Below are 13,544 nucleotides of genomic sequence, written 5' to 3'. Positions count from 1 at the left end.
ATTATTGTTTATTTTTAAATTGAAATGAGACGGAATGAATCTATAAAAACCGGCAAGCCATCATGTGATTGACCGGGCTCTCTGTGCGTCGCTCGGCGACATGTGCCTGCCGCCTCGACCGCATCTCTTTGGCATCGCGATTCAGGCTGTGCGGGACGGGCCCGATCATATGGCCCGGCCGGCGCCGCACTGCTATTGCGGACTTCGAACTCACACTCTTGCGAGCGCTGACGATGGACGACTTTTGCCGCGCGAACTTGCCCCCTGCCGAGGATTGGCCGACGTTTGTCTTTGAGTTGCCGGGGCTGCAGTTTCCGCCGTTTCTCAATTGCGCCGCCGCGCTGCTGGATACCGCAGTCGAAGAACGGGGCTGGGGCGATCGCGTTGCGATCAGGACCGAGTCGGGCATAGCATGGTCGTATCGCGAATTGCGCGATGCCGGCAACCGGATCGCCAACATGCTGGTCCGCGATGCGGGCCTGGTGGCCGGCAATCGGGTGCTGTTGCACGGCGCCAATCACCCGATGCTTGCCGCCGCGTGGTTCGGCGTGGTCAAGGCCGGTGGCGTGGCCGTCGCGACGATGCCGAAGCTGCGCGCGGAAGAACTGTCGGCCATCATCGGGCGAGCCCGGGTCACGCACGTCATCTGCGAAGCCGGGCTGTCGACCGAGCTCGACGCGGCGATGGCGAGCATGCAGTGGCGCGGCGAAGTTCGGCGCTACGAGACGGACGACACGCATCCGCACGCGCGCTGGCTCGGCGGCTATTCAGCGGAATTCGCGGCCGCCGAAACGCGCGCGGACGATCCTTGCCTCATCGCGTTCACGTCGGGGACGACCGGGGAACCGAAGGCAACCGTCCATTTTCATCGAGACGTGATGGCAGCCTGCCACTGCTTTCCGCAGCACGTGCTCCGGCCCACGGCCGATGACGTCTTCTGCGGGTCGCCGCCGCTCGCGTTCACGTTCGGCCTCGGCGCGCTGCTGCTGTTTCCGATCAGTGTCGGCGCGAGCGTCGTGCTGTTGCCGAAAGCGAACCCGGAACGGCTGCTGGCCGCCGTCGACCGGCATCGGGTCAGCATCCTGTTTACGGCACCGGCGGCCTATCGGTCCATGCTCGACCATCTCGACAGGCATGACATGTCGTCCCTGCGCAAATGCGTGTCGGCGGGTGAGGCGCTCCCGTCGTGGACGCGCGACGCATGGCGGGAGCGCACCGGCCTGCACCTGATCGACGGAATCGGGTCGACCGAGATGCTGCATATCTTCGCGTCGACAGGCGACACCGGCGCGAAGGACGGCGCGATCGGCAAGGCGGTGCCCGGTTACCGCCTTGCCGTCGTGGACGAGCACGGCCAATGCCTGCCGCCCTACGAAATCGGCTATCTGGCCGTGCAGGGGCCGACCGGGTGCCGCTACCTGAATGACGCGCGGCAACGCGACTACGTCAAGCACGGCTGGAACCTGACGGGCGACAGCGCCTACCTGGACGAGGACGGCTATCTGTTCTATCAGGCGCGCGCGGACGACATGATCATCAGCTCCGGCTACACGGTGTCTCCCGGCGAAGTGGAGCAGGTGCTGCTGCGCCATCCCGATATCGCCGAATGCGGCGTCGTCGGACAGATCGACGAATGGGGCGGCACGCTCATCTGCGCGCATGTGGTGCTGCGGCCGGGCGTCGACGGCTCGGAGGCGTTGACGACGCAGCTGCAGCAGCACGTCAAGAGCGTGATTGCGCCGTACAAATGTCCGCATCGTATTGCCTATCACGCCGGCGGTCTGCCGCGCAACGAATCGGGCAAATTGCGTCGCGCCGTGCTCCGGCAGGCGGGTCATGGCGCGACGCGTCCCGTAAATCAAGCAGTCCAGAACGAGCACGCCCTATGAAAATTCTCGGAGCCGCGGTGGCCATTCCGGACCCAGCGACCACCGCGCAATCCTGCGCCAACGATTACGCGATCAAGGCAGCCAGGCAGGCGCTGCTGCAAGCCGGTTGCCTGCCGTCGGAACTGGATCTGATCGTCAGCCTGTCGATTTCTCCCAGCCGGATGGCGGACGCACCGACGATCGCCGGGCCGCGGCTGGCGCACCCGGTGCAGCGCGACCTGCGTGCGCGACATGCGGCCGTGTTCGATCTGCTCGACGCAGACTGGGCGCTCGCACTCGATCTCGCGCAAAGCCATTGCAAACAGCTCGGCTATCGACGCGCGCTCGTCGTTCGCGCGGAGGCGCTCGCGGATGTCGAACAGGTGACCACGAGCGGCTTCGCCGACGGCGCGGGGGCGATCGTCCTGACGCCTTCCGGCCATGACCGCGTGTATGCCGGCCGCTACGCGGACCTCGATTCGCCCCCGTTCGCGACGCTCGACGCGCTTCCCGCCCGGCGCGTGAACGGCATCCTGTCACTGGCCCGCTTCGAGAGCCGGTTCGATCACGCAACCGGTCGATTCGACGCCGAACCGGCCAATGCTGCCACCGCGGTGCGCGCGATGGTCGACGCGGTGCAGAGCCGCATCGACCGGCGCCCCGCCGCGCTGTTTTGCGAATCGTGGTTGAGCGGATGGCCATCGATCGCCACCGGCGTGGGTCGCGATTTCCACGTCGATGTCGTCGCCGGTTCGACGGACATCCCGAACCCGTTCCAGTTGCCCGCGTGGCTCGCGTCCCGCGTCGCAAATTCGATGTCGTTGCGTGACGATGAACATACGGTGGTCGCCATGACGCTGGATCCGTTCAGGCCGCGCATCGCCTGCAGCACGATGGAGGTCTGATGGTGCACAACGTCCGAATCGCAAGTCTGGCCTGCCGCCTGCCGGCACGCCGGGTACCCAACGACGATCCCGTCTTCGCGGGCGTCGAGCCCATTCCGTCGGAATGGTGGCAATTCTGGGGCATCGAATCGCGCTACATGATCGATCCCGATGCCGGCGAATCCGAGCTTGCGCTGGCCGAGCGCACGGCCCGCGACGCACTCGCCCATGCCGGCGTGGAGGCCGCCGAACTCGATCTGGTGCTGTTCAACATGACGTCGCCGTTCGTCTCGCTCGCCGACGGCCGGCGCCGTTTCGCGCCGCGGCTGGCGCGTGCGCTGCGCGACAGGCTCGGCGCCACGCGCGCGCTCGACGCCGATGTCGAGATGGAATGCGCGAGCTTCGTGCTGCAACTGCAGATCGCCACCAACCTCATCAAGCAGGGACGGGTGAAGCGGGCCCTGGTGTGCTCGTCGGAGCGCATGTCGGCAGTGGTCGACTACACCAGTAAATCGTCGACGAACTTCGGCGATGGCGCGGCCGCGGCCGTGCTCGTCGCCGAGCCGGCCGATCCCGACGGCGCCGATTGGCTGGATGCCGCGTATCACAGCGATGCAACCCGCTACGACCTCGTGACGATGCAGTGGCGCAACGCGCGGGCTGCGGCAGACGACGACGCGGCAACCGACGCCGACAACCCGTTCGGCGTGTATTTCACGCTCAAGCCCGAAGCGCAGGAGGCGATTTCGCGTTTCATGCCGGTGGCCATTCCCGATATCGTCGAGCGGCTGTTGCACCGGAGCGGAACGGGCATCGGCGACATCGATGCGATGGTGTTCCATCAGCCGTCGGCGCTGCTCGTGCGCGCATGGGCGCAGCGGCTCGGGCTCAAGCCCGACCAATACGTGATTCGCGTCGCCGATTGTGCGTGCCTCGTGTCGGCCGCCGTGCCGTTTGCGCTGGCCGAGTCGATCCGGGAAGGCGTGATCCGGCCGGGATCGTTGGTCGTGATTGCCGGCGCAGGCGCCGGCTGGGGTTTCGGCGCGCAATTGTGGCGCTGGGGCGAAACCGTCGTGACCGATGCGGGCGATGCCGTCGCCGCCGTGACGGAGCAGGAGGTGCGGACATGACCGCCAGACTCGTCATCGCCGGGATGGGCCACGCACTGCCGGACCGGATCGTCAGCAACGACGAAGTCGCCGGCATGATCGACACCAGCGACGCGTTCATTCGCGAACGAACCGGCGTCGTGGCACGACGCTATCTTGCCCCCGATCAGCATCTGGCGGATCTTGCGTGCCCCGCCGCGGAACGGGCGATGGCCGACGCCGGCGTCACGGCGCGCGACGTCGATCTGCTGATCGTCAATACGCTGTCGCCGGATCATCACGATCCGTCGCAAGCGTGCTACATCCAGCCCCGGCTCGGATTGCGGGAGATTCCGTGCTTCGATATCCGCGCGCAATGCAGCGGCGGGCTCTACGGGATCGAGATCGCGCGCCACTTCCTCGCGAGCGGCCTGTATCGCAACGTGCTGCTGATCTGCGCCGAGGCCCTGTCGCGGCGGATCGACTCCAGCAATGCCGGCCGCAATCTGTCGATCCTGCTGAGCGACGGCGCCGCCGCGCTGCTGCTGCAAGCGACGGACCACCCGGCGCACGGGCTGATCGACCTGACGCTCGGCGCCGACGGCACCCAGTTCGACCTGCTCAGCACGGAAGCGCCCGGCGCGCGACGCCCGCGCTTCATCGACGAAGACGACATCGCGGCCGGCCGGCACCATTTCCGGATGAAAGGCAGGCCGATGTTCGAAGACGCCACGCGGCGCATCGTCGACGCGTGCCGGCAGATGCTCGACAAGCACCGGCTGACGATTGGGGATATCGGCCTGGTCGTGCCGCACCAGCCTAACCTGCGCATCCTCGACGCGGTCATCGGGCAACTCGGGCTGCCCCGCGAGCGGTGCATGATTTCCGTCGATCAGCTGGGCAACATGGCGAGCGCGGCGTTTCCGGTCGCGCTCGCCATCGCACGCGAGCAAGGCCGCATGCCGGCTGGGCAGATCAACCTCCTCGTGACCTACGGCGCGGGCGCGACATGGGCCTGTGCGCTCTACCGGAGCTGAACGACATGCCGAACGCTTCCCCGGGGTGGATCGATCAGCGGCTGGCCCTCGTCGGCACGGCTGACGTGCCGCTGTACGTGATCGTCAACGACGAGGCCGCGACGCTGATCGAGGGCGGCCTGAGCGGCATGACGGAGCTCGTGTGGCAGCAGCTTCACGACCTGCTGCGGGACTTCGGCGGCATCCGGCATTTGCGCTATTGGCTGATCACCCACTCGCACTATGACCATTGCAGCCTGCTGATGACGCTCAAGTCGCGCATGCCGTGGCTCCATGTATCCGGTTCTCCCGATGCGTTCGATGCGTTCCAGAGCCCGTCGGCCTGCAGAACCATCCGTCAGCTCGACGCGCAGGCGTCACGGTTGTGGGATCCCGCCGCCGGCGTCGATTTCACCGAGTTGTCCGACCTGCCGTTCTACCCGGTCAATCCGGGCACGCAGCTCGACATCGGCGACGGGATGCAGATTCGCACGATCGCGCTGCCGGGCCACAGCCGTTGCCAGTTCGGCTACCACTGCCCGCAGCTGGACATCGGTTTCGTGTCGGATGCGCTCGGCGAGTTTCACGGCGCCACCAGCTGGCTGCCGCTGGTCTTTCAGGACCTGTTTGCCTATCGGCACTCGCTGGACGTCATCGAGCAACTGCAGGCGCCGCGGCTCGCATTGGGGCATCACGGCATCCTCACCGGCGAGCTCGCCCGATCGGCCGTGCGGCATGCACGTGCGTGCCTCGATGCGCGCGAGGCCAACGCACGCGCGGTTCGCGGCAACGCCACCGCCACGCACGAACTGGCCCACCACTGGACTGCGCGTTATGCGGCAAGGAGCGAACGGGTGGTGCCGCATTTCCTGCATCTCAAAAGCATGATGCACATGATCGATCTGTTCCATCGCGCCGAATAGCCTCCTGCGGATTCCCGCCGCAGCAACGCATGGGCGCCGGCCGGCGTCAGGCCGCTGCTCGCTGTTTTCATTCCTCTTCCGACGACATCATGACCACTGCGACCTTGCCGACCACGCTTAGCGAATTGCTTCAGAACCGGGCCGCCACACTCGGCGACAAAACCGCCTACGTGTTCCTGAGCGGCCCGCCCGAACAGGAACAGGCCGAATCGATGACCTTCGCGGAGCTCGACACGCGCGCCCGCCGGGTCGCCGCGCTGCTGCGGCAGAACGCGGTCGACATCGGCGACCGGGTCCTGCTGCTGTGCCGGCCGGGGCTCGACTATGTCAGTGCCTTCATGGGGTGCCTGTATGCGGGCGCCATCGCGGTTCCCGCCTACCCGCCGCGCAACAGGCAGCATATGGTGCGGATCGCCGGCATCGTCGAGAGCGCGGGCGCGAACACGATTCTGTGTTCGGCCGAGGACCATGCGCGCTGCACGACCTGGCTCGCCGATACCGATGCATCCGGCAGCACGCTGCTCGACGTGGGGGGCGCGCAGGCGCTGGATCCCGTGCATTCGCCCGCCAGCGTGCAGCCATCCCGGATCGCCTTTCTGCAATACACGTCGGGGACCACCGGTAGCCCCAAGGGCGTGATGGTGTCGCACGGCAACCTGATGCACAACCTGGAAATGATCGGCAAATGGTTGGCCTATGACGAGCGGAGCACGATCGTCAGCTGGCTACCTCCATATCACGACATGGGGTTGATCGGCGTGATCCTGACGTCGCTCTATGGCGGTTTCCGCAGTGTTCTGATGGCCCCGGAGCGGTTCATTCAGCATCCGTTCCTGTGGCTGCGAGCAATCAGCCAGTATCGGGCGGATCTGACGGGCGCGCCGGATTTCGCATACCGGATGTGCTGCCGGCGAATCTCCGACGAACAGCTGGCGACGCTCGACCTGTCGTGCCTGCGGGCCGCCTATAACGGCGCCGAGTCGGTGCGTGCCAGCACCTTGTCGGATTTTGCGCGGCGCTTCGCCGCCGCGGGCTTCGCCGCCGACGGTTTCCTGCCGTGCTACGGGCTGGCGGAGGGGACGCTGTACGTCGCCGGTCGCACGAAGCAGCATCCGATCCGGACGCTGTGCGTCGACCAGGCCGCCCTCCAGCGGCAATCCGTGGTGCCGCGCAGCGAGTTCCTGGGCGTGTCGCCTCAGCCGCTGGATCGTCCGGGCGAACGGGTCCTGGTCAGCGTGGGCCGCACCGACGGCGAACAACAGGTGATCGTGCGCGACCTGGAGACGAACGAGCGTTGCGCCGATCGGACCATCGGCGAAATCTGCGTGGCCGGCCCGAGCGTCGCCGCCGGCTACTGGCATCTGGACGAGCAGACGCATTCGACCTTCCAGCACAGTCTGGCGGGCCATCGGGATCAGGTGTTCATGCGCACCGGCGATCTCGGCTTCATTCTGGGCGACGAGCTTTACGTCACCGGCCGGCTCAAGGACATGGTGATCCTGGCCGGCCGCAACTACTACTCGGAAGACATCGAGTACGCGCTGATCGTCGGCGTGGCGGAACTCGTGCCGAACGGTTGTGCAGCCTTCATGGACGACCAGGTCGACGCGGAGCGCCTGATCGTCGTGGCGGAAGTCGAGCGCTCGCAGCGCAAGGGCAATCTCGACAGCTTCATCGACGCGATTCGCCAGGCGATCTGGAACCGCCTCGACATCGGCCCGAGCGCGATCGTGCTAGTGTCGCCCGGCAGCGTGCCGAAAACGTCGAGTGGCAAGGTGCGCCGCAGCACGTGCCGCACGCAGCTGCGCGACGGCGCACTGACGATCCTTGCGCAGTGGGACGTCGACGCCGGCACGCAAACGCCGGCTGCCGATCGCCGGCAACCCGCGCGCCCGGCAGCCGGCATCGACAAGCCGGCGGCCAACGATCGTCGGCGCGATGACAGCGCCACCGTCGACGAACTGAACGACTGGCTCAGGCACTACGCCCGCACGCGGATCGATTCGCGAACCATCGACGAGCGTCGCACCATTCCGCCGCACGTCGTGCTCGATTTCGGGAACCGGGGCCTGCTCGGCATGCCGATCGACCGTTCGTACGGCGGCCTCGGCCTCGGCCAGCGCGACATGTCGCGCGTGTTTGCGCAGTTGGCCGCGATCGATTCGACCCTTGCTTTCTTTGTCGCCTTGAACAACACGCTCGGGATCCTGCCGATCATGCAGCATGCGCAGCCGCCATTGCGCGAGGAATTGCTGCCGAGCCTCGCGAGCGGCCGGATGCTCGCCGCATTCGCGATCACGGAGCCGGCCGCGGGCTCGCATGTGCGCGCGATCGCCACCCGCGCGCAGCGCATCGAGTCCGGCGACTGGCTGGTCACGGGGAACAAGAGCTGGAGCGGCTCATCCGCATGGGCGGGGATCATCAACGTGTTCGCGAGGCAGGCCGACGGCACGGGGATGGTCGGATTGGCGGTGCGCCCCGGCACGCCAGGCGTGCGGATCGGCGCCGAAGAGCTGACGATGGGCGTGCGCGGCATGATCCAGAATGCGCTGCATCTGGATCGCGCGCGGATCAGCGACGCGTACCGGCTCGGCGACATCGGGCAAGGGATGTTCGTGGCGCAGCACGCGATGAACATTGCGCGCCTCGGCATCGCTGCCGTCTGCGTGGGCGGAATGAAACGCTGTGCGCAGCTGATGCATCGCTACGGGGCGCGGCGCCAGGTCGGGACCGGGCTCCTGCTGGACAATCCGCTGAGCCGCCTGCGCCTGGGCGAGCTGCGGCACCGCATCGATGGGCTCAACGCGCTGGTCGAGCACTTGTCCGCCGAGCTGGACCTCGGCGTCGCGCTGCCTGAAGACTGCCTGCTGATTTCGAAGATTCTCGGCTCCGAGCTGCTGTCGCAATCCGCTGACGAGATGATGCAGTTCCTGGGCGGCCGGGGTTATATCGAGACCAACCTGGCGCCGCAGATCTTCCGGGACGCGCGCCTGACCCGCATCTTCGAGGGGCCGACCGAAACGCTGCTGGTTCACCTGGGCAGCCGTCTGCTCAACGGAAGCGACGATTTGCCGCGCTATCTGGAGAGTGCGCTGAGCGCCGGCACGCTGGCCATGGAGCTGCGCCAGCTGGGCGCACAGCTGGCGCAAGACGGGCTCGCCAATGCGTCAAAACTCGACGGCGCCGCGCACGCCGCCGTCTGGGTCAATTACTGGCTCGGCACGGTCGCGCAATGGGGACTGCTGCTGGCGGTGATCGAACGCGCGGCTGCGCAGCAGCGCATCGACGACGGCGCGCTGCGCTGGGCGCAGAGCCAGTACGAACTCGCGATCGAGGCGGCGCAGCGGCAGGTCGGCCTGCGCTCTGCCCTGTCCACGTCGGCGGAATTGAACGACTGGGCAGCGCGCACCGGGTTCGAGATCGGCTCGATCGAACAAACGATCCCGGGCGCAAGCCAACTCGTCGATCCGTTGCTGGACGCCAATGCCGACGCGCATTCGGTCTCCCGCGCGCCCGACGCGCCAGCCGGCGAAGACACCGGTTCGGCGGCGGCCCCGATCGTGAGCGAGCCGGCGAGCCTGATCGATCGCCAGCAGGTTCATGCCGTCGAACAATGGCTCATCGCGTGGCTGGATGAGCGCCTCAAGCACCGCAAGGTTCGATTGACGCGCGAGTCGACGTTCGCCGAGATCGGCTTCGACTCGATCCTCGCCGTCGAAATGACGCTCGTATTCAGCGAGACGTTCGGCGTGACCGTCGATCCGTCCGCGGTCTGGGACTACCCGTCCATTCGCGCGCTGGCCGCCCATCTCGCGCCGCGGACTCGCGGCGCCGCGCCGGCGGTTGCCGTAGCGCACGCCGATTCGGATGCACCTTCACCCATTGCAGCTCAATCTTCGACCCTGTGAGACCGCCCAACATGCACGCCCGATTCGACCTGAGTGATTCCACCACCGCGCTGGCCCGGCAGCTCGAACACTATCTCGACGCATATCCCGACGAAACGCGCACATTGCTCGGCCTGTCGGCCGGTACCTCGATCGGCGTCGAGGTGCTCGACATGGAGCTGCCGGTCAAGCTCGAGCAACACACGCATGCGGCCACGCTGCGCATCGGCCGACACGATGCGCAGCGCGTGATGGCCTATACGCGCAGTTGCAACTGGGCAAGCGGCATCGTGCTGGTGCCGACGCTGGCGCGCCTGGTGTTTGCCGGCGCATTCCGCGGCCTGCGGGCCGGAGCGCCCCGCTCGATGCGCGCGTTCGCGAAGTCCCGCCAGCCCGACCCGACCCGTAACCTGGGGGTGCTGTGGGGCGCCCTCAACCTGTTGAGCCTGGCAGGCTGGCTGACCCTCGATCGCGGCGACGAAGACGCCGAATATGCGCTCACCCCGGCCGGTGAATATGTCGTCGCGTGCGTCGAGCGCGCCCGGCCGCTGTTCGAGCAACTGGCGGATGCCACGTCGGTGCTCCAGCATCTGCATGCACTATGTCATCGAACGCGCGTGGCGGCCAAAGACAGCGTGCTGTATGCGCAGCTCGCGCGGATCTGCGTGGCGGGTTGGCCGGAGCTTCCGCCCCCGGCCACCGATCTGGAGCGCCAGGTGAATGGACAGCTACGCACGGCGATGGACGGCCTGCTGCTCGGCCCGACCTGGGTCGCGCTCGATATGCCGGTGTTCGACAGACAGCCGGATGGCCAGTACTCGCAGTCGGCGCCCGGAATCCTCGGCAAGTTCGACGAGCAGCCCGGCGGGGTTGCGGTCGGCGCCTGGCCGCATGCTGATCCTGTCGTCCTGCGCGCGGCATGGGCGCTGATGTGCAAGTTCGGCATGGCGGAAATCGATCGGGAAAAGGTGCGCCTCACCGAGTCGGGCCGGATTCACCGGCCGATTGCCGCTCCATACGCGGGGTTGCCCGCATCCTATCTGCGTTCGTATGCGCTGCTCGACGAACTCCTGTTCGGCAACCCCGATCCGCTCGATATCGATAGCGACGGCCACATCGATCGCGTGATGAACGTGTATGCGTCGAGCGGCGCGGGGTCGGGGCCGGCGTCGCAGGAAATCACGACGAAAATCCTGCGCGAGCTATTCGACGACGCGCCGCTGGATCGCCAGCCGGCCGGCATCGCAGACATGGGCTGCGGCGACGGCAGCGCAGTGAAGCGCCTGGCGGAATACGTCATTACGTCGACGCGGCGCGGCCGACACCTCGCGACCTATCCGCTGCTCGTGATCGGCGCGGACTACAACGAATCCGCGCGCGGTCGCGCCGCCGCCACGCTGTCTGTGCTGAAGGACATCCCCGGTGTGCAGGTACGCGTGATCGCCGCCGACATTTCCCAGCCCGACCGCTACGACGAAGCCGTGGCCGAAAGCGGCCTGACCGTCAGGCAGCCGGACGGCAGCGTGCGCCCGGCGCGGCTGAGCGACCTGTTGCATACTTTCATGTTCCTGGTCCACAACCGCCGGTTGAGCATCCGGCGCAAGGACGCCGCCGAAGCGATCCTCGAGCGCCATCTCCGCACCGTCGATCGAGCCCGCCTGCGCGCGGTTATCGACCAGCACTATGCAGGCATCCTGACGGTATCGGATCAGGCCGGGTTGCCGATCGCGCTCGATCAGATCAAGCGTGCGTTCAAGGTGGCGTACAGCGATGCGGAAGGCCTTGTGCCCGGTTACGTGGCGGCTGCGGATCTCATCGATTTCCTGACCCGCTGGAAGCGCCACGCGAAGCACGGCTTTCTCATCGTGGAAGGACATAGCCCGTGGGCGGAGAATCTTTGCGCGCGTGCGCCGGGCGGGCCGGACACGTGGTTGCGCACCGAGCAGCTTCCGTCGGTGTTCAACTGGGGCATGCATTTCGTGTCGCGTCAGTTCATGGCGCCGTTCAACGAATTCACGCTCGCGTTGACCCTGGCCGGCCTGCGCCCCGACAGCCCGATTTATGGGCGGATTCATCCGGAGGGGTTCCCGGCGCCGGATCTGCTGAGCAACTATCGATTCTTCAGTATCGCAAACTATGTTGCCGATCCGGTCGTAACGTCGTGTCCGTGACTGCTGATCCCAAGTCGGCCGCGATTCGCGACATTTCGCCGAGTGCCCCTAAGCGATCGATTCAAAATTAAAATCGATGCTTGGCGCGAGCGGTGACACCTTCCGCCGGCGATCCGGCAGACAGGCCCCGAGCCCGGTTGATGGGCTCGCACCGGTATGGCGAATGCACCTTGAAGACCTCGGCGTCGATCGGATGCCCGGCCGCATGACATCGCTCGACTATCAGGGTTCGCAGTTGCCGGACGTCGGGGATTGCTTTGTACTGGCGATGCTTCACGCACCGCCGTGCAGGTGCGAATGCATTCCCGGGCGCTGTCACGTTGGCGGGGTGTTCGCGTAACATGATGCGATGACGAGAACGAAATCGCTTTATCACGGCCACCGGTTCCCGTCGATGGTCCCCCCGCTACCCTCCGCTTCACCCTGCGCGCCGGACGCTTTCGCGTCTGGCACCGCGTCACTTGCCGGCGACCGAAATCGCCGGCGTCGAGCGCGATTGCATGCGCAGCGTAAACCTGACGAGCGGCGCGGTCAGCGCCGTCGTCACCAGCGCGAACACGACGAGAATCGTGTAAACACGCGCCGGAAGAATCTGCATCTGCAGACCGATCGATAGCACGATCAGCTCCATCAATCCGCGCGTATTCATCAGCGAGCCCACCAGCATCGCGTCGTGCGGCGCAAGCCCGGTGACACGCGCACCCAGATAGCTGCCGCCGAACTTGCCGACGAACCCGCCCGCGAAAAACACCCCGAACCACAGCCATGAAGTCGCGTCGTCGATCGTCCCTACCGACGCATGCAGCCCCGCATGGGCGAAGAACACCGGCATCAGCACCAGCTTGACGAAGCCCTCGACGCTATCGTGCCAATCCTTCGCGACGCCCGGCACACGCCGCACGAACAGCGCCGCGGCAAGCGCGCCGAATGCGCTGTGGAACCCGATCATCGAGGTCGCCAGCGCCGACGCCATCACGAAGCAGAACAATACTGCCAGCCGGTCGCGCGAGGCATGCGCCGTCGATGCGAGCCGCGCGAGCGCCGGGCGGATCACGAAGCGCACCAGCAACGCGCTCAGCGCCAGATACGCGAGCAGGCTGACGAGCATGCGCGTGAATGCCCAGCCCGGCCCGCTCGACAACGATGCGATTGCCGCAAGCAGCATCCAGCCGAGCGCGTCGGTGAACATCGCGGCAGACATCGCATGCCTCGCGCCCGCCATCGCGCCGAGCGTCAGGTCATCGACAATGCGCGCCATGACCGGCACCGCCGATACCGCGAGCGCGACGCCGCAAAACAGCACGTACTGCAACGCCGGTGCATCGCTGGCGAGCGCCCCCTTCGACACGACCGCCACGATCATGCCGATCGCGGCCGGCACGAACAGGCCGCCTGCCGCAATCGCAACCGGCACGCGCCACCGGCTGCCGCGCAGCGTGACGCCGAGCTCCATGTGCAGACCGACCTGAAACATCAGCAACACCAGACCGACCTCGCTGACTTGCGCCATTCCCGACGGCGCACGCGGGCCGAACAGCACATCGTAGAAATCAGGTGCGATGACGCCGAACAGCGAAGGCCCGAGCAGCAGGCCGGCCGCGATCTCGCCGACGACCGCGCACTGGCCGAGCCGTTCGGCAACGCGGCCGCAAACGTTGCAGAGTCCGATCACGACCACGAGTTGTAGCAGCCAGATAGTCATGAAAT

The 13,544-nt window shown here is 66.6% G+C and carries 8 protein-coding genes; 7 read left to right on the top strand and 1 reads right to left on the bottom strand.

The genetic code is table 11. The features are described 5' to 3' along the window. Positions 1-233: 233 nt before the first annotated feature. The 7 genes from BT264_RS04435 (at position 234) to BT264_RS04405 (ending at position 11,837) form a co-directional block, all read left to right on the top strand. Positions 234-1,889, top strand: a complete 1,656-nt coding sequence (locus BT264_RS04435; protein WP_072436870.1) for an AMP-binding protein — start codon at positions 234-236, stop codon at positions 1,887-1,889. Further along, positions 1,886-2,773 (top strand): beta-ketoacyl-[acyl-carrier-protein] synthase family protein, encoded by an 888-nt coding sequence (locus tag BT264_RS04430; protein WP_072436871.1) that lies wholly within the window; start codon positions 1,886-1,888, stop codon positions 2,771-2,773. Before BT264_RS04435 ends, BT264_RS04430 begins: the two co-directional genes overlap by 4 nt. Then, entirely contained in the window at positions 2,773-3,882 is a 1,110-nt protein-coding gene (locus tag BT264_RS04425; protein WP_072436872.1) for a 3-oxoacyl-ACP synthase III family protein, read from the top strand. Before BT264_RS04430 ends, BT264_RS04425 begins: the two co-directional genes overlap by 1 nt. Further along, the gene (locus BT264_RS04420) at positions 3,879-4,877 is read left to right on the top strand and encodes a ketoacyl-ACP synthase III (RefSeq protein ID WP_072436873.1); all 999 of its coding nucleotides are present in this window, start codon (positions 3,879-3,881) and stop codon (positions 4,875-4,877) included. Before BT264_RS04425 ends, BT264_RS04420 begins: the two co-directional genes overlap by 4 nt. Positions 4,878-4,882: 5 nt before the next feature. Then, positions 4,883-5,779 (top strand): MBL fold metallo-hydrolase, encoded by an 897-nt coding sequence (locus BT264_RS04415; RefSeq protein ID WP_072436937.1) that lies wholly within the window; start codon positions 4,883-4,885, stop codon positions 5,777-5,779. 89 nt (positions 5,780-5,868) lie between these two features. Further along, the gene (locus BT264_RS04410; protein ID WP_072436874.1) at positions 5,869-9,687 is read left to right on the top strand and encodes an AMP-binding protein; all 3,819 of its coding nucleotides are present in this window, start codon (positions 5,869-5,871) and stop codon (positions 9,685-9,687) included. A gap of 11 nt (positions 9,688-9,698) precedes the next feature. Then, on the top strand, positions 9,699-11,837 hold the full coding sequence (locus tag BT264_RS04405) for an AprA-related methyltransferase (protein WP_072436875.1): 2,139 nt from the start codon (positions 9,699-9,701) through the stop codon (positions 11,835-11,837). Positions 11,838-12,294: 457 nt separating this feature from the next. Here BT264_RS04405 and BT264_RS04400 read toward each other — a convergent pair whose 3' ends face one another. After that, on the bottom strand, positions 12,295-13,539 hold the full coding sequence (locus BT264_RS04400) for a cation:proton antiporter (RefSeq protein WP_072436877.1): 1,245 nt from the start codon (positions 13,537-13,539) through the stop codon (positions 12,295-12,297). Between the last annotated feature and the right edge of the window lie 5 nt (positions 13,540-13,544).

This window comes from Burkholderia sp. NFPP32, assembly GCF_900119325.1.
In the GTDB taxonomy this organism is placed as follows: Bacteria; Pseudomonadota; Gammaproteobacteria; order Burkholderiales; family Burkholderiaceae; genus Burkholderia; species Burkholderia pyrrocinia_C.
This window is presented reverse-complemented; position numbering and strand designations above follow the sequence as displayed.

Excerpts from the sequence above, each read along its gene's own strand:
- BT264_RS04410 (WP_072436874.1), top strand. The coding sequence starts at position 5,869 with ATGACCACTGCGACCTTGCCGACCACGCTTAGCGAATTGCTTCAGAAC.
- BT264_RS04425 (WP_072436872.1), top strand. The coding sequence starts at position 2,773 with ATGGTGCACAACGTCCGAATCGCAAGTCTGGCCTGCCGCCTGCCGGCA.
- BT264_RS04400 (WP_072436877.1), bottom strand. The coding sequence starts at position 13,539 with ATGACTATCTGGCTGCTACAACTCGTGGTCGTGATCGGACTCTGCAAC.
- BT264_RS04415 (WP_072436937.1), top strand. The coding sequence starts at position 4,883 with ATGCCGAACGCTTCCCCGGGGTGGATCGATCAGCGGCTGGCCCTCGTC.
- BT264_RS04430 (WP_072436871.1), top strand. The coding sequence starts at position 1,886 with ATGAAAATTCTCGGAGCCGCGGTGGCCATTCCGGACCCAGCGACCACC.
- BT264_RS04420 (WP_072436873.1), top strand. The coding sequence starts at position 3,879 with ATGACCGCCAGACTCGTCATCGCCGGGATGGGCCACGCACTGCCGGAC.
- BT264_RS04435 (WP_072436870.1), top strand. The coding sequence starts at position 234 with ATGGACGACTTTTGCCGCGCGAACTTGCCCCCTGCCGAGGATTGGCCG.
- BT264_RS04405 (WP_072436875.1), top strand. The coding sequence starts at position 9,699 with ATGCACGCCCGATTCGACCTGAGTGATTCCACCACCGCGCTGGCCCGG.